The sequence below is a fragment of the Citrobacter sp. CF971 genome, assembly GCF_006385635.1.
GTDB classification, from domain to species: domain Bacteria; phylum Pseudomonadota; class Gammaproteobacteria; order Enterobacterales; family Enterobacteriaceae; genus Citrobacter; species Citrobacter freundii.
The window spans coordinates 2,623,712-2,639,561 of the sequence record NZ_CP041051.1; the positions used below are offsets into that span (position 1 = coordinate 2,623,712).

The window sequence follows — 15,850 nt, forward strand, 5'->3', positions numbered from 1 at the left end:
TGCGCTTTAAACGGGATAGTACACATCATGAAAGACGTCCGGGAGCTGATTACGTTGTATAGCTATGTTGGCACTAATAACCCTTACTGGCGTTTGTCAGAGGATTGCAACATCCTGCATTTCTCTGTCGAAGAAACGTCAGAGACCGATCAGACCATCGAATTATCCCCGGAACAAGCCGAACGCATTCGCGAGATGACGGTAATTACGTCAAGTTTATTAATGACGTTACCGATTGAAGATGACAACATTCCCGTGCATCTGGTCGGCCGAAAAATCAATAAGCGTGAATGGGCCGGTAGCGCATCCGCCTGGGATGACACCCCTTCCGTCGCCCGTGACTTGGCTCATGGCCTCTCTTTTGCCGAACAGGTGGTTTCTGAAGCCAACTCAGTCATTGTCATTCTTGATCGCATGGGCAACATTCAGCGGTTTAATCGACTGTGCGAAGAGTATACCGGACTCAAAGAACGTGAAGTCATTGGCCAAAGTGTATTCACATTATTTATGAGTCGACGTGAAGCTGCCGCGTCACGACGCAATATCGAGGTCTTTTTTCGCGAAGGTAACTCATATGAAGTTGAACGCTGGGTGAAGACCTGCAAAGGACAGCGTCTGTTTTTATTTCGTAATAAATTTGTGCATAACGGTAGCGGCAAGAACGAAATATTTCTGATCTGTTCCGGGACCGATATCACTGAAGAACGCCGCGCCCAGGAGCGTTTGCGGGTGTTGGCGAATACTGACTCGATCACTGGATTACCCAATCGCAACGCTATTCATAATCTGATCAGCAATGCGATTGAGAACGCGGGCGATACGCAGGTCGGGATTGTGTACCTCGATCTGGATAACTTCAAAAAGGTAAACGATGCCTACGGGCATATGTTTGGCGATCAGCTATTGCAAAGCGTATCGCTGGCAATACTCAGTTGCCTTAGCGAAAACCAGTTACTGGCACGGTTTGGCGGCGATGAGTTTATTGTCCTTGCCACCGAAACATCCCAGGGTTCACTGGAAGCCACCGCGTCGCGTATTCTGACACGCCTGCGTCAACCTTTTCGCATCGGCCTGATTGAAATCTATACCGGATGCTCTATTGGTATTTCCCTCGCCCCACAACATGGTCAGGACTGCGAGAGCGTCATTCGTAACGCCGATACGGCCATGTACACCGCAAAAGAAGGTGGCCGTGGACAGTTTTGTGTTTTCTCTCCGGAAATGAATCAGCGGGTATTTGAATATCTGTGGCTGGATACTAATCTGCGCAAGGCGCTGGAAAACGATCAACTGGTTATCCATTATCAGCCAAAGATAACCTGGCGAGGCGAAGTGCGCAGCCTGGAGGCGCAGGTTCGCTGGCAGTCTCCGGAACGTGGCCTCATTCCACCACTGGAATTTATCTCCTACGCCGAAGAATCAGGGCTTATCGTTCCTCTGGGTCGCTGGGTTATTCTGGACGTTGTGCGTCAGATAGCAAAATGGCGCGCAAAGGGAATCAATCTGCGCGTGGCGGTAAACGTTTCTGCCCGGCAGCTCGCCGATCAGACGCTATTTACCGATCTCAAGCAGGTGCTTCATGAACTCGACTTTGAATATTGCCCCATCGATGTCGAGTTAACGGAAAGCAGTTTAATTGAAAATGAGCAGTTGGCACTGTCCGTCATTCAGCAGTTTAGCCAGATGGGGGCGCAAATCCATTTGGATGATTTTGGTACCGGTTATTCGTCACTGTCTCAACTGGCCCGGTTCCCACTTGATGCAATTAAACTGGATCAAACCTTTGTCAGGGATGTACACAAACAACCTGTTTCGCAGTCGCTGGTACGTGCCATTGTTGCGGTCGCACAGGCACTCAACCTGCAGGTCATCGCCGAAGGTGTTGAAAGCGCGAAAGAGGATGCGTTTTTAACCAAAAATGGCGTCAACGAGCGTCAGGGTTTTTTGTTTGCTAAACCAATGCCAGCCGCCGCGTTTGAGCGTTGGTATCGACGGCACCTCAATAAAAAAACACGCTAATGCAGTGGGATCAAACGTTGAAAATAGCCATAAATGGACATTACGTAACGATCCTATCTGCATGTAATCACAGAATATATAATATTCTTCTATCGTTGAAGTTAATACTATTTTTCCCTTCTCTTTTGCCATGAAATTCTGCATCATGAAATTCAAACTCTATTGCCATTAGGATGATAACCATGTCTGATATCGACGCTCAGCGTCTGGCCGAACGCATTGATACTGTGCTGGATATCCTCGTTGCAGGTGATTACCACTCAGCTATCCATAATCTCGAAATTCTGAAGGCTGAGCTGCTAAACATGACCAAAGAAGATGCCGAATCCTTGCCCAAAAAGCACAAGGCTCCCTGGGAGATCTGATGACATTAACCCTTTAATGTCGCTGCTATAAGCAAACTGCACGTGAGGCAGTTTCCGTTTAATTTCCGATACGATATCGCAATAAAATTAATATTATGAATTCCCGACAACAATCTATTTTGCAGATGGTGACTGATAAAGGTCAGATGAGCGTTGCCGAACTGGCAAAAATCACCGGTGTCTCAGAAGTGACGATTCGACAGGATCTGAACACACTGGAAAAACAGAGTTATTTACGCCGTGCGCACGGTTTTGCTGTTTCATTGAACAGCGATGATGTGGAAACGCGCATGATGACTAATTTTACGCTGAAGCGTGAGCTGGCTGAATTCGCCGCATCGCTGGTAAGCCCAGGTGAGTCCGTATTCATTGAAAACGGCAGCAGCAATGCGCTCTTAGCCAGAACGCTCGCGGAGCAAAAAGATGTCACCATCATTACCGTCAGCAGCTATATAGCCCATCTGCTGAAAGAAACCCCCTGCGAAGTGATTCTCCTTGGCGGCATCTATCAGAAAAAAAGCGAAAGTATGGTTGGGCCCTTAACTCGCCAGTTTATCCAGCAGGTACACTTCAGCAAGGCCTTTATCGGCATTGATGGCTGGCAGGCTGACACTGGCTTCACCGGACGCGACATGATGCGTTCTGATGTGGTTAACGCGGTGCTGGAAAAAGGTGCAGAAGTTATTGTGCTTACTGACAGCTCAAAATTCGAAGCCATTCACCCGTACACGCTGGGTCCATTAGAGCGATTCAGCCGCGTAGTCACGGACTCCAGGCTTAGCGCCAGCGTACAAATGCAGCTTGAGCATTCCGGATTAACCGTCAATATCATTGATGCCCACGCGTAACATCTTCAGCAGATGATTTGTCAGTTGGCAAATCATCTCCTCTCTGAGAGTTATCTGACAGTCCAATTAAGACTTTTTACCTGTCGTTAACAGGATTAAGTCGTAAAATTAATGTTAGCGATATAACAGGAACGAACCTCCAACTTCAGGATAGTGTTTGTAATGCCTTCGCTAAACGGTTTCACGGAAATATCTTCGTTAGCCTAAATTTAGCGCTATTCTTAAAGAACACTGGATTCCGTGAATCAATAATTCAGGAGAAAGTATTATGTTAGTAACGAGCAAAAAAATGACCGCTGCCATTCTGGCGATTACTCTGGCAATGTCGCTGAGCGCCTGCTCTAACTGGTCCAAACGCGATCGTAACACTGCAATCGGTGCTGGTGCAGGTGCAATAGGTGGTGCAGTCCTGACTGACGGCAGCACGCTGGGTACGCTGGGTGGTGCTGCAGTAGGTGGTATCATTGGCCACCAGGTGGGTAAATAATCTACGGTTGAACGGCTCGATATAATAATACGTTTACTTTTTCAGGTCTGTATTATTAAAAAGCCACGGAAATATTCCGTGGCTTTTTTTATTAACCGCCAGCCAGTTTAACTTTCATTCCTTTGGCTTCCAGCAGCGATTTAATCAAGTCGCGTTTATCACCCTGTATCTCAATCACGCCATCCTTCACTGCCCCGCCACAACCACATTTTTTCTTCAGTTCCGCAGCTAATTTGGTCAGTTCGGCATCGTCTTGATCAATACCGGTAATCAAACACACGCCCTTACCTTTGCGGCCACTGGTCTGGCGCTGGATACGAACAATGCCATCGCCTTGTGGGCGCACAGGAGCAGCTTTTGGTTCATCAATGCGCCCGGAGTCGGTTGAGTAGACCAGGCGAGAGTTTGAGTCGTTCATTTACGCACCTCGTTTCAGTGAGGCATTAATCATCTTCAGCGTCTGAGCCGGATCTGCCGACTGCGTGACCGGACGACCAATAACCATATAATCCACACCAGCTGACTGTGCTTGTTCCGGCGTCATAATGCGACGCTGATCGCCCGCCTCGCTGCCTTCAGGACGAATACCCGGCGTAACCAATTTAAATGCCTGGCCAAACGCCTGCTTGAATCGCACCGCTTCCTGCGCGGAGCATACAACACCATCCAAACCACAATGTTGGGTTAAGCGCGCCAGCCTTTCAGCATGCTCTGCAGGTGACAACGTCACGCCGAGATCGGCGAGGTCGCTGGCTTCCATACTGGTCAGAACCGTTACCGCAATCAGCAGCGGTGCGTCCTTGCCAAAAGGTAATAAGGCTTCACGTGCGGCGGTCATCATACGCGCCCCACCAGAAGCATGAACGTTAACCATCCACACGCCAAGCTCAGCCGCTGCCGCAACGGCATGCGCGGTAGTGTTGGGAATATCATGAAATTTCAAATCAAGAAAAACGTCAAAACCACGCTGTTGTAAATCGCGAACCAACTGAGGTCCAAAAAGCGTGAACATCTCTTTGCCCACTTTCAAACGGCAATCACGAGGATCAATTCTGTCGACAAAAGCTAATGCTTTATCACGATTGGAATAATCGAGAGCGACAACGACAGGAGAATCAGTAACAGCACGAGAAGAAGATGAAGCAGTAAACGTCATGACCAGACCTTCTTGAGGATGGGCGCCGACAGTAGCGCGAAATGGGTAAACGGCGTGCATTCTACCTGCGGTAATAGAAAATTAACAGGCGCGATTCCATTTCTGCCAGGCGAATTTGGCAACGGTGGCTGAGGATGGCTTTGTTACTCATCATTAGTATGTTGTAACTAAAGTAAGATTTTTTTAAAAATTACAACCCATCAAGTCCGCGAATAGGCTTAATGGTTGACCATGAGCGACAAGATGGGCAGTGCCAGTACAGTGTATATGCGGTAAATCCGCACTTCTGGCAACGATAGCGCGGCTTGCTGCGCACCTGCTCCCCGACCATATCGCGCAGAACCATCAGGCTCTCTTTCGCGCGCCCTTCTTCTGCTTCGTTAAGATGGTAATCCATTAATTTGTGGAAAACGCGCATCGTAGGATGGCGTTGTAGTTGGCGGGTAATATAAACCTGAGCGGTATCAGTCCCCTCACGCGCTTCAAGAATATCGGCCAGCATCAGCTCGGCGGCGGCGCCAGTATTCTCTTCAACGGCCCGACGTAAAAACTCTGCCCACTCATCGGTTTTCCCCAGATGCTGGTAGCAGCTTTGCAGCATTTCCAGCGTTTCGCTGACCAGTTCTTTATCCTGAGAAATCACGCGTTGCAGACTTTCAACGGCCTTCGCGTACTCGCCTTTCACCATGTACACACGGCCCATCATGATGGAAACCCGGGCACTGTTTTTGTCTGCCGCAGCCCCTTTTTTCAACAGCGCCATGGCACGATCCATATCGTCGCTGCCCATCTGCTGTAAGGCCAGTTCGCAGTAGAAGTGGGCTATCTCAATACGCTGTTTATCTTTGCCTAGCTTCACCAGACGTTCTGCGACATCAATGGCTTTCTGCCAATCGCTGGTCGCCTGATAAATTTGCAGCAGTTGCTGTAATGCACCGACGCGAAAATCTGTTTCATCGGTAAGCTGATTGAACATGTCTTCCGCGCGGTCGTACAGACCTGCGGCCATGTAATCGCGCCCCAGCTGTTGTACGGCCAACAAACGCTGCTCGTAGGTCAGCGAAGCACTTTCCATTAACGTTTGATGGATGCGGATTGCGCGATCGACTTCACCGCGCGAGCGAAACAGGTTTCCGAGAGTGAGATGAGCCTCAACGGTGCCCGTATCCTCTTTTAGCATATCGAGGAACAGATCCACCGCTTTGTCTTGTTGGTTGCTCAGGAGGAAGTTAACCCCGGCGACATAGTCACGGGAAAGACGGTTAGCTTCATCCTGCTTGGTTTGTTGCGCACTTCTGCGACCCATATACCACCCATAGGCAGCGGCTACAGGTAAAAGCAGAAACAACAACTCCAACATAAATAATTATTCCTTCACAACCGACGAATCGGCAGAAACCGCAACGTCGGTCGCAGGCGTAAGCTGGTTTTCCAGTCGTTTGATTTTACGTTCGGCGCGCGCAAGAGACACACGAACCTTCAGCCAGAAAAGGCCGCAAATTAACCAACCAATCGCAAAACCTGCGGCAAACAATACAGCAAGCAGCGTAGAGATACGATACTCACCCTGAGCCAGCAGGTAATTAAACGTAACCTGTTGATCGTTTTGCGCACCTAATGTCACCGAAATAACAAAAATCGCCAACACCAGTAAGAAAATGAGTAAATATTTCACATTACTTCCCGTTATGTGGTTTAAGCGAATAAATCGTGTACAACTTACCGCGTTGAGCCCTTTAAATTACCATTTTCACAACGAGTGCGAAATGGAAAAGCGCTTTCCGCTTTCTGATTTAAGGGCAAAATTTGAAAAATCAATCATAGCTAGCTTTCTTGCTCGCGTTGCGCGATTTCTTTTGCCTCCTGCACAGGCGGCGTAAGTGGTCCGCATACTCGCTGCGCGAGCCAGGTCGCCAGCGTTACCAGCAGCCATGAAATCAGCGTTGCAACGACCAAATCACGCGGCCAGTGCATGCCCAACAGCAAGCGGCTACCCATAACACTTGTCGCCCAGATAAGCAAAAACACAATCGTCAGCGTACGTCGGCGTGGCCATAACAGCCCTACTGCCAGTAAAGCCCAACTGGCAGCAAACATCGTATGTCCTGACGGAAAGGCAAAACCCGTTTCTTTTTGCCAGTGCTTACGTAGAAACGTCGGAATATCCTGTTGTTCGGCCAATTGCTCTTTAACTAAGTTGCCACGATCTTTACGTTTTAAAGTGTAGAACTCATCAACCGGGATATGGTGCGTTTTTTCCAGCCATACGACAAAGGGCCGAGGTTCCTGCACCCTGTCTTTAACCCAGGACTTCACACCCTGACCGACTAAAATTGCCGCGGCCAGGATCGCAAACAGCATTACCGCAGCTTTCAGACGAAAACGCAGACACCACAGAAACCATGCGCAGAGCACAACATGAGTGATAATCCCCCACGGCTGCGTCACCGTTTCCGTTACCCAGTACAGAGATTTTAGCCACCAAACGTTGTGTCCCGGCTGCCAGCTCCAGCCCGATACCCATACAGCAACCGGCATAATAAGTAGCAGCCCGGCCCCGACCGCAGTGCGCTTTGCAATTGACAGCATTGCCTCTCCTTTCGTCGATAAGTCTCACAATCATAACTGAAAAAAGTGCATGCCGGGAAAATTGACATTTTTGTGCCATTCCAAAGGCGAATCCGTTGTCGCGATTAGGTGAACATCGTTGCCTTATGGCAAAATAGTGCAATACAGAACAAGAAGCCAACAGGCGACGGCACGACAGTGCCAGCATAATCTGGAGAATTACATGCAGCTTAAACGTGTGGCAGAAGCCAAACTGCCAACCCCCTGGGGTGATTTCCTGATGGTGGGATTTGAAGAACTGGCAACCGGACACGATCACGTCGCACTGGTTTTTGGCGATATCACTGGTCAAACGCCTGTTCTGGCGCGTGTCCACTCCGAATGTCTGACTGGCGATGCATTGTTTAGCCTGCGTTGCGATTGCGGCTTCCAGCTCGAAGCGGCTCTCACCCACATTGCTGAAGAAGGGCGCGGTATCCTGCTTTATCATCGTCAGGAAGGACGCAATATCGGCCTGCTCAATAAAATCCGCGCCTACGCGTTGCAGGACCAGGGTTATGATACCGTTGAGGCTAACCATCAGTTGGGCTTTGCGGCAGATGAGCGTGATTTCACGCTGTGTGCGGATATGTTCAAGCTGCTGGGCGTGGACGAAGTTCGTTTGCTGACCAATAACCCGAAAAAAGTGGAAATTCTGACCGAAGCGGGAATCAATATTGTTGAACGCGTGCCGCTGATTGTGGGTCGTAACCCGAACAATGAACATTACCTGGACACCAAAGCCGCCAAGATGGGGCATTTGCTGGGCAAGTAATGGTTGTTACCGCCGATAAAAAAGCCTGCTCTCGCAGGCTTTATACATTTTAATTCAACATATTACGAATCACGTAGTGCAGAATACCATCGTTTTGGTAGTAAGTTAGCTCCGTCGCGGTATCGATACGGCAGCGGCATAAAATCACCTCTTTACGTCCATCTGAGCGAACCATATTCACCGGTACTGTTGCGCCCGGCTTGATGTTTTGCAGGTCCGTAATATCGATCGCTTCCTCACCTGTTAGTCCCAGCGTTTTGCGCGTGACGCCCTGCGGAAATTCCAGCGGCAAAATCCCCATACCAATCAGGTTAGAACGGTGAATTCGCTCAAAGGACTCAGCGATAACCACGCGAATCCCCAGCAAGCGCGGGCCTTTTGCCGCCCAGTCGCGACTGGAGCCAGAGCCATACTCTTTCCCGGCAATAACCGCCAGGGGGATATTCTCCTGTTGATATTGCATAGCCGCATCATAGATAGCCACTACCTCGGTTCCCGGCAAATGACGCGTCATCCCACCTTCCACGCCGGGTACCATCTCATTACGAATACGAATATTGGCAAAGGTACCGCGCATCATCACTTCATGATTCCCGCGTCGTGAACCATAGGAGTTAAAATCTTTACGCTCAACGCCGTGGCTTTGCAGATAACGACCTGCCGGGCTATCCGGCTTGATACTGCCGGCAGGAGAAATATGGTCGGTGGTGACGGAATCCCCAAGCATTGCGAGGATACGCGCACCATGAATGTCCTGGACCGGATCCGGCGTAGCCTGCATACCATCGAAGAACGGCGACAAGCGGATATAAGTTGAGTCAGACTGCCAACCATAGGTATCAGCCCGATCAACCTGGATAGCTTTCCATTCTGGCGTGCCTTCAAAGACTTCAGCGTACTCTTTATGGAACATGGCGGTAGAAACCTGCTCCACGGCACGGGCAATTTCCTGAGCCGTCGGCCAGATATCTTTCAGATAAACGGGATCGCCCTTTTTGTCATGGCCTAACGGATCTTTCGTCAGATTGATATTCATATTCCCTGCTAGCGCATAGGCCACCACCAGCGGCGGAGACGCCAACCAGTTGGTCTTCACGAGCGGATGGATACGCCCCTCAAAGTTTCGGTTGCCGGAAAGTACGGCGCCAACGGTGAGATCGCCTTTTTTGATGGCTGTCTCGATAGGATCGGGTAACGGACCCGAGTTACCAATACAGGTGGTACAGCCATAACCTACAAGGTTAAATCCCAGCTCATCAAGGTACGGCGTGAACCCAGCCTGCGCCAGATAATCAGACACCACCTTCGAACCTGGCGCCAGCGAGGCTTTCACCCAAGGCTGACGTTTCAGACCAAGTGTCACTGCTTTTTTCGCCAGCAGTCCCGCCGCCATTAATACGCTTGGGTTAGAGGTGTTGGTACAGGAAGTTATAGCTGCTATCACCACCGCACCGTCCGGCAGCTTATACTGCTGGCCGCTCATGGTGTAGTCCACGGGCTGACGGTCTTTCAGCGAGCTATTTACTTCGAGTTCATTGCTCGCCGAAAACGCTTTCGGAACATCAGCCAGTGCCACCCGATCCTGCGGGCGCTTCGGTCCGGCAAGGCTAGCTTCCACACTGCCCATATCCAGCTCCAGTGAACTGGTAAATACGGGTTCATCCCCTGGATTACGCCACATTCCCTGCGCTTTGGCATAGGCGCTGACCAACTCAACCTGCTCCTCACTGCGTCCACTCAGACGCATATATTCAAGAGTGATGCCATCGATCGGGAAGAAACCGCAGGTTGCGCCGTATTCCGGTGACATGTTCGCAATGGTTGCCCGATCGGCCAGCGGTAAGGTGTCGAGGCCATCACCATAGAATTCAACAAATTTACCGACCACGCCGTGCTTACGCAGCATCTGGGTAACGGTTAAAACCAGGTCGGTAGCGGTGATACCTTCCCGCAGTTTGCCCACTAGTTTAAAGCCTACGACATCCGGGATAAGCATAGAGACCGGTTGACCCAGCATTGCTGCTTCAGCCTCAATGCCTCCAACGCCCCATCCCAGCACACCGAGACCATTAATCATTGTCGTATGGGAATCGGTACCGACCAGCGTATCGGGATAAGCCACCCACTCACCGTCCTGTAACTCGCTCCAGACGGCTTTGCCAAGGTATTCAAGGTTTACCTGGTGGCAAATCCCCGTTCCCGGCGGTACAACGCTGAAGCGACTAAATGCCTGCTGTCCCCATTTCAGGAACACATAACGTTCATGGTTACGTTCCATTTCCAGGCGAACGTTTTCTTCGAAAGCATCATCATCACCAAAACGGTCCACCGTTACCGAGTGGTCAATGACAAGGTCCACTGGCGAAAGCGGATTCACTTTTGCCGTATCTCCCCCCAGACGTTTCACCGCTTCGCGCATGGCGGCAAGATCGACCACCGCCGGAACGCCGGTAAAATCCTGCATCAGAACACGAGCGGGTCGATAGGCAATTTCACGATCGGCGTGGGCGGTCTTCAGCCAATGTGCGAGAGCATGAATATCATCTTCGGTAACGGAATTACCATCCTGCCAACGAAGCAGGTTTTCCAGCAACACTTTTAGCGATTTGGGTAGTCGGGTGATATCACCCAGTGATTTAGCAGCCAGAGGTAAACTGTAGTAGCGGTAGGTTTTATCTTTAACCTGCAATGTGTCCTTACTGGCTTCTCGTAGGGTCGACGACATAGCTCCTCCTTAAATGACAGGGTTGGATCCCCTGATTTTCCTCAGGGTTAGTATTAAAGATAACACAAACAAAATGTAACGCTTTGATAACAACTCAAAATGATAAAAGTAGCGGGCGATATAAAAGCGCGAACTGAGGTCGATGGTAAGGAGGAAGGTCTAGCCGTGTAGATTAATAGGATGAATATTCAGCAGGCAATAGAGCAATGGATAATACGTTGATTAGGTTGTTGATGACGATTACATGGATAAATGATTCGATATTCAAGGGCACAAGGTAATCGTTATTATTATAAAATACGTACGAATTATTGTTTCTGTTCATCATCATCAGTTAACAGATCAATAAACGCCCGTTGTTCAGGAGAAAGGTTCCAGGATTCGGGTACCTTCTGCCCCTTCTCTGCGACGGTTTTGCTCTCTTGTTCATGGTCATGAGGCGATAGCGTTTCGGTAGAGTGCTGCTCTGGTGCGGACATACTTACCCCCACACATTCCAGGCCACGAGTGCGACAATAATCCAGAATATCGCAGAACCAAGAAATACGGCGAACCAGGCTTTACGTTTCATCACCGGATCCCTGCGTGCTGGCTGGTTTCCTGAAGGCATCGCTAACCTCATACTATCGAAATCACTTATCATTTAGGCACCAAACAATCGGTACAATTAATCATCAGATAGGAGGAATCCTAATAAAAAAGGCGAAAAAAAGCCAGTTAATTTTCAGACTCGTCCTGATAAATAAATCGATTGTTTGATCGGTTATAAATATTTGAAAGGAATTTTTGGCAAGCTGACTAATTTGAAACTACTTTAGAGAACTTTTTCCACAAGCTATATATGGTTAATTTATCCACGGTAAATTATCAATTAATTCAGTGTTTCCCGTCGGTATCGCTTTATGCTTATGGATACCGACGAGGTTACAGTCGTTATTATTTCTCAGGCAATTTAATATCTTTAAACATGGCTTCAATATCATCGTTGGAACGCAGCGCCACCGCCGTATCCACCACATCACGCGTCAGATGCGGCGCGAAACGTTGAATGAAATCATACATGTAACTGCGTAAGAAGGTGCTGCGACGAAAACCAATTTTGGTGGTGCTATGGCTGAAGATATCGTGAGCATCCACGCGTACCAGGTCAGGATCGGAAACAGGATCAACCGCCATACTGGCAATCACACCCACGCCAAGGCCCAGACGGACATAGGTTTTAATGACATCAGCATCGGTCGCGGTAAAGACAATACGTGGCTCCAGACCCGCGCGGTTAAACGCGGTGTCCAGCTCCGAGCGTCCGGTAAAACCAAACGTGTAGGTCACCAGCGGATACTGTGCCAGTTCCTCAATAGAAACCGAAGATTTTCCCGCCAACGGATGATCCGGCGTGACGACGATCGAGCGGTTCCAGTGGTAGCAAGGTAACATCACCAGGTCGTCATACAGGTGCAAAGCTTCCGTCGCGATAGCAAAATCTGCATTTCCTTTCGAAACGGCTTCGGCGATTTGCGTCGGCGATCCCTGGTGCATATGCAATGAAACGCGAGGATAGCGCTCAATAAAACCTTTAATCACGTTCGGTAAAGCGTAACGCGCCTGAGTATGCGTAGTGGCGATATATAACGAGCCTTTGTCCGGCCAGGTATGTTCGCCAGCAACAGACTTAATGGCATCCACCTTCGACAGAACTTCTCGCGCAATACGAATAACTTCCTGCCCTGCTGGCGTAACCTGCGTCAGGTGCTTACCGCTACGGGCGAAAATCTGGATGCCAAGTTCATCTTCCAGCATACGAACTTGCTTACTGATACCGGGCTGCGAGGTATAAAGCCCTTCCGCTGTTGAGGAGACATTAAGGTTGTGGTTCACCACCTCAACAATGTAGCGAAGCTGCTGTAATTTCATGTTATGCCATCCCGATTCGCGCCATCAAATCATCGTTTCAGTGCAGGCTCGCGGGCGCTGCTAATACGATTTAATAATAAAAAGTCTGTTAACTATAACCACTATATCATTTCTATGTACGCTGTATAGGTATGACAAAAAATAATATGCGAGAAACAAAAAGGGCCGCTTACGCGACCCTTTGAGGAAAAATTCAGCCGAAACGCTGTTATTTCTTCCCTTCTACCCATTTGCCGTCAACGAAGAACGCGGACCAGCCAGTCGCCTTACCGTCTTTTTCAGCGGCAACGTATTGCTGCTTGGTTTTACGGCTGAAACGAACCATGGACTTGTTACCATCCGGATCAGTTTGCGGCGCATCTGCCAGATAACGCAGTTTTTCCGGCAGGCGATCGCGGAAGCGGTACAACTCTTCCACCAACGGCGCACGAGTCTCACGTGATTTCGGGAACGTATTTGCAGCCAGGAAGATACCTGCAGCACCATCACGTAACACGAAATACGCGTCAGATTTTTCACACGGCAGTTCCGGCAACGGAACTGGGTCTTCTTTCGGCGGAGCGACCTCACCGTTACGCAGGATCTTACGGGTGTTTTTGCACTCGTCGTTAGTACACGCCATGTACTTGCCGAAACGTCCCATTTTCAGGTGCATTTCAGAACCACATTTTTCGCACTCGACGATAGGACCGTCATATCCCTTGATACGGAACTCGCCCTCTTCGATCTCGTAGCCGTCGCAGGTTGGGTTATTACCACACACATGCAATTTACGCTTAGGATCGATAAGATAACTGTCCATTGCCGTACCGCACTTCTGGCAGCGGCGTTTGGCGCGCAATGCGTTCGTTTCCGCGTCGTCGCCTTCCAGCACGTTCAATACTTCGTTTTCCGGCACCAGGTTAATGGTGGTTTTGCAACGCTCTTTCGGGGAAAGTGCGTAGCCGGAGCAACCAAGGAAAACGCCGGTACTGGCGGTACGAATACCCATTTTGCGTCCGCAGGTCGGGCAATCAATGCTGGTCAGCACCATCTGGTTCGGACGCATACCGCCTTCTTCAGGATCTTTCTCGGCTTTATCCAGTTGCTGAGTAAAATCAGTGAAGAAGTTGTCGAGTACGCCCTTCCATTCGGCTTCTTTATTCGCCACCTGGTCGAGGCTATCTTCCATCTGCGCGGTAAAATCGTAGTTCATCAGTTCGCGGAAGTTTTCTTCCAGACGATCGGTGACGATTTCACCCATTTTTTCAGCGTAAAAGCGACGATTTTCAACGCGAACATAACCGCGATCCTGAATCGTAGAAATGATCGACGCATAGGTAGATGGGCGACCAATACCACGCTTTTCAAGCTCTTTAACCAGCGAAGCTTCACTGAAGCGCGCAGGCGGTTTAGTAAAGTGCTGTGCTGGCGTCAGTTCGATAAGCGTCAGCGTATCGCCTTTGTCCACCGCCGGTAAGATGCGATCTTCATCGCCTTTACGCAACGCTGGCATCACTTTCGTCCAGCCATCGAAGCGCAGAATACGACCGCGCGCCTTCAGGCGGAAATCACCCGCACCCACGGTGAGCGTGGTGGAATCATATTTAGCTGGGGTCATCTGACAGGCAACAAACTGGCGCCAGATCAGCTGATACAGTTTTTGCGCATCAGCTTCCATATCTTTCAGCGATTCCGCCTGTACGGCGACATCAGAAGGACGGATAGCTTCGTGCGCTTCCTGCGAGTTCTCTTTGCTGGCGTACTGGTTCGCGTTTTCCGGCAAATATTTTTTACCAAAATTATCGCTGATGTAATCGCGAACCATGGTCACTGCATCCTGGCTCAGGTTGGTTGAGTCAGTACGCATGTAAGTGATGTAACCCGCTTCATACAAACGCTGCGCCATCATCATGGTTTTCTTCACACCGAAGCCGAGACGCGTGCTCGCAGCCTGCTGTAGCGTGGAAGTAATGAACGGTGCGCCCGGCTTGCTGCTGGTCGGTTTATCTTCACGTTCCAATACGCTATAGCGCGCTTTTTCCAACAGGCTAACAGCGGCAAGCGTTTGTTCCCGATTTACGGGACGGAACGGCTTATCATTTTGATGCGTCACCTCAAGCGGCAACGCGTCGCCGCCCGGCGTGGTCGTATTAGCATCAATTTCCCAGAACTCTTCTGGAACAAATGCTTTGATTTCGCGTTCACGCTCAACCACCAGGCGCACAGCCACAGACTGTACACGACCAGCTGACAGACCGCGTGCAATTTTTTTCCACAGCAGTGGCGACACCATATAGCCCACAACACGGTCCATAAAGCGGCGCGCCTGTTGCGCATTAACACGATCGATGTTCAACTCGCCCGGTTTTTCAAACGCCTGGCGAATAGCATTTTTGGTAATTTCATTAAACACCACGCGGCTGTAACGGGTGTCGTCGCCACCGATGACTTCCCGCAGGTGCCATGCAATGGCTTCCCCTTCGCGGTCAAGGTCAGTTGCGAGATAGATGTGGTCGGCTTTTTCAGCCAGTTGCTTCAGTTCAGAAACAACTTTCTCTTTACCAGGCAGCACTTCATAGCGCGCATCCCAGTTGTGCCACGGGTCAACACCCATACGGTTGACGAGAGCGCCACGTTCATCCTTTTTGGGCTTTTTAGCCGTTTTGGTGGAGGTTGAGTCGGCGCTCTTTTTAGTTGCTGAGCCACTGGTCGGCAAATCACGGATATGACCGACGCTGGATTTCACCACGTAGTCATTACCCAGATACTTGTTGATCGTTTTGGCTTTTGCCGGGGACTCAACGATGACAAGAGCTTTACCCATATTCACCTTTACCTAATTTGATTCTTCCAGAATGCGTCGCACGTTGATTCACCTTCCACTGGCGACGAGACATCGATATGGTCTCTGCGTCGGCGGATATCAACCCTTTAAACTGATTCGCGCTTGTAATGTAACTCTCATGTAACTGAGT

General features: G+C 49.8%; 15 protein-coding genes. 5 read left to right on the forward strand and 10 right to left on the reverse strand.

What is annotated here, in order from left to right:
* The first annotated feature begins 27 nt into the window (after positions 1 to 27).
* The 4 genes from pdeR to osmB all read left to right on the forward strand — a co-directional run bounded on the left by pdeR (position 28) and on the right by osmB (position 3,719).
* On the forward strand, positions 28 to 2,019 hold the full coding sequence (pdeR, locus tag E6P06_RS16100; RefSeq protein WP_139935454.1) for a cyclic di-GMP phosphodiesterase: 1,992 nt from the start codon (positions 28 to 30) through the stop codon (positions 2,017 to 2,019).
* A 182-nt stretch (positions 2,020 to 2,201) separates the two neighbouring features.
* Positions 2,202 to 2,384, forward strand: coding sequence for a hypothetical protein (locus E6P06_RS16110; RefSeq protein ID WP_003020577.1), 183 nt, complete (start codon positions 2,202 to 2,204; stop codon positions 2,382 to 2,384).
* Between the two features lie 95 nt (positions 2,385 to 2,479).
* A complete protein-coding gene (locus E6P06_RS16115; RefSeq protein ID WP_003020580.1) occupies positions 2,480 to 3,232 on the forward strand; it encodes a DNA-binding transcriptional regulator YciT in 753 nt (250 codons plus the stop codon).
* A 268-nt stretch (positions 3,233 to 3,500) separates the two neighbouring features.
* Positions 3,501 to 3,719, forward strand: a complete 219-nt coding sequence (gene osmB, locus E6P06_RS16120; protein WP_003020583.1) for an osmotically-inducible lipoprotein OsmB — start codon at positions 3,501 to 3,503, stop codon at positions 3,717 to 3,719.
* Between the two features lie 91 nt (positions 3,720 to 3,810).
* Here osmB and yciH read toward each other — a convergent pair whose 3' ends face one another.
* The 5 genes from yciH to pgpB all read right to left on the reverse strand — a co-directional run bounded on the left by yciH (position 3,811) and on the right by pgpB (position 7,464).
* Complete coding sequence (yciH, locus tag E6P06_RS16125) at positions 3,811 to 4,137, reverse strand: stress response translation initiation inhibitor YciH (RefSeq protein ID WP_003843984.1); 327 nt, start codon at positions 4,135 to 4,137, stop codon at positions 3,811 to 3,813.
* Positions 4,138 to 4,875 carry an orotidine-5'-phosphate decarboxylase gene (gene pyrF / locus E6P06_RS16130; protein ID WP_003840720.1) on the reverse strand — a complete coding sequence of 246 codons (738 nt, stop codon included), beginning with the start codon at positions 4,873 to 4,875 and terminating at the stop codon, positions 4,138 to 4,140.
* Positions 4,876 to 5,065: 190 nt separating this feature from the next.
* On the reverse strand, positions 5,066 to 6,235 hold the full coding sequence (gene lapB, locus E6P06_RS16135; protein WP_003020592.1) for a lipopolysaccharide assembly protein LapB: 1,170 nt from the start codon (positions 6,233 to 6,235) through the stop codon (positions 5,066 to 5,068).
* 6 nt (positions 6,236 to 6,241) lie between these two features.
* The gene (locus tag E6P06_RS16140) at positions 6,242 to 6,550 is read right to left on the reverse strand and encodes a LapA family protein (protein WP_003020595.1); all 309 of its coding nucleotides are present in this window, start codon (positions 6,548 to 6,550) and stop codon (positions 6,242 to 6,244) included.
* 149 nt (positions 6,551 to 6,699) lie between these two features.
* Positions 6,700 to 7,464 (reverse strand): phosphatidylglycerophosphatase B, encoded by a 765-nt coding sequence (pgpB, locus tag E6P06_RS16145; RefSeq protein ID WP_003020598.1) that lies wholly within the window; start codon positions 7,462 to 7,464, stop codon positions 6,700 to 6,702.
* A 202-nt stretch (positions 7,465 to 7,666) separates the two neighbouring features.
* Between pgpB and ribA the strand changes: the two genes are divergently transcribed.
* Positions 7,667 to 8,257, forward strand: a complete 591-nt coding sequence (ribA, locus tag E6P06_RS16150) for a GTP cyclohydrolase II (protein ID WP_003020601.1) — start codon at positions 7,667 to 7,669, stop codon at positions 8,255 to 8,257.
* 49 nt (positions 8,258 to 8,306) lie between these two features.
* Here ribA and acnA read toward each other — a convergent pair whose 3' ends face one another.
* The 5 genes from acnA to topA form a co-directional block, all read right to left on the reverse strand.
* Positions 8,307 to 10,982 (reverse strand): aconitate hydratase AcnA, encoded by a 2,676-nt coding sequence (gene acnA, locus E6P06_RS16155; RefSeq protein WP_003843985.1) that lies wholly within the window; start codon positions 10,980 to 10,982, stop codon positions 8,307 to 8,309.
* Between the two features lie 308 nt (positions 10,983 to 11,290).
* Positions 11,291 to 11,461 (reverse strand): hypothetical protein, encoded by a 171-nt coding sequence (locus tag E6P06_RS27660; protein ID WP_008322403.1) that lies wholly within the window; start codon positions 11,459 to 11,461, stop codon positions 11,291 to 11,293.
* A 2-nt stretch (positions 11,462 to 11,463) separates the two neighbouring features.
* Positions 11,464 to 11,604: a YmiA family putative membrane protein gene (locus E6P06_RS16160; protein ID WP_213083937.1), complete on the reverse strand. Its 141-nt coding sequence runs from the start codon at positions 11,602 to 11,604 to the stop codon at positions 11,464 to 11,466.
* A gap of 314 nt (positions 11,605 to 11,918) precedes the next feature.
* Positions 11,919 to 12,893 carry an HTH-type transcriptional regulator CysB gene (cysB, locus tag E6P06_RS16165; protein ID WP_003020610.1) on the reverse strand — a complete coding sequence of 325 codons (975 nt, stop codon included), beginning with the start codon at positions 12,891 to 12,893 and terminating at the stop codon, positions 11,919 to 11,921.
* 208 nt (positions 12,894 to 13,101) lie between these two features.
* Positions 13,102 to 15,699, reverse strand: coding sequence for a type I DNA topoisomerase (topA, locus tag E6P06_RS16170; protein ID WP_003840713.1), 2,598 nt, complete (start codon positions 15,697 to 15,699; stop codon positions 13,102 to 13,104).
* Between the last annotated feature and the right edge of the window lie 151 nt (positions 15,700 to 15,850).

Coding starts and splice junctions, on each gene's coding strand:
- cysB (WP_003020610.1), bottom strand. CDS start 12,893: ATGAAATTACAGCAGCTTCGCTACATTGTTGAGGTGGTGAACCACAAC.
- ribA (WP_003020601.1), top strand. CDS start 7,667: ATGCAGCTTAAACGTGTGGCAGAAGCCAAACTGCCAACCCCCTGGGGT.
- E6P06_RS16160 (WP_213083937.1), bottom strand. CDS start 11,604: ATGAGGTTAGCGATGCCTTCAGGAAACCAGCCAGCACGCAGGGATCCG.
- osmB (WP_003020583.1), top strand. CDS start 3,501: ATGTTAGTAACGAGCAAAAAAATGACCGCTGCCATTCTGGCGATTACT.
- E6P06_RS16115 (WP_003020580.1), top strand. CDS start 2,480: ATGAATTCCCGACAACAATCTATTTTGCAGATGGTGACTGATAAAGGT.
- pdeR (WP_139935454.1), top strand. CDS start 28: ATGAAAGACGTCCGGGAGCTGATTACGTTGTATAGCTATGTTGGCACT.
- topA (WP_003840713.1), bottom strand. CDS start 15,699: ATGGGTAAAGCTCTTGTCATCGTTGAGTCCCCGGCAAAAGCCAAAACG.
- E6P06_RS16110 (WP_003020577.1), top strand. CDS start 2,202: ATGTCTGATATCGACGCTCAGCGTCTGGCCGAACGCATTGATACTGTG.
- lapB (WP_003020592.1), bottom strand. CDS start 6,235: ATGTTGGAGTTGTTGTTTCTGCTTTTACCTGTAGCCGCTGCCTATGGG.
- pgpB (WP_003020598.1), bottom strand. CDS start 7,464: ATGCTGTCAATTGCAAAGCGCACTGCGGTCGGGGCCGGGCTGCTACTT.
- yciH (WP_003843984.1), bottom strand. CDS start 4,137: ATGAACGACTCAAACTCTCGCCTGGTCTACTCAACCGACTCCGGGCGC.
- acnA (WP_003843985.1), bottom strand. CDS start 10,982: ATGTCGTCGACCCTACGAGAAGCCAGTAAGGACACATTGCAGGTTAAA.
- E6P06_RS27660 (WP_008322403.1), bottom strand. CDS start 11,461: ATGTCCGCACCAGAGCAGCACTCTACCGAAACGCTATCGCCTCATGAC.
- pyrF (WP_003840720.1), bottom strand. CDS start 4,875: ATGACGTTTACTGCTTCATCTTCTTCTCGTGCTGTTACTGATTCTCCT.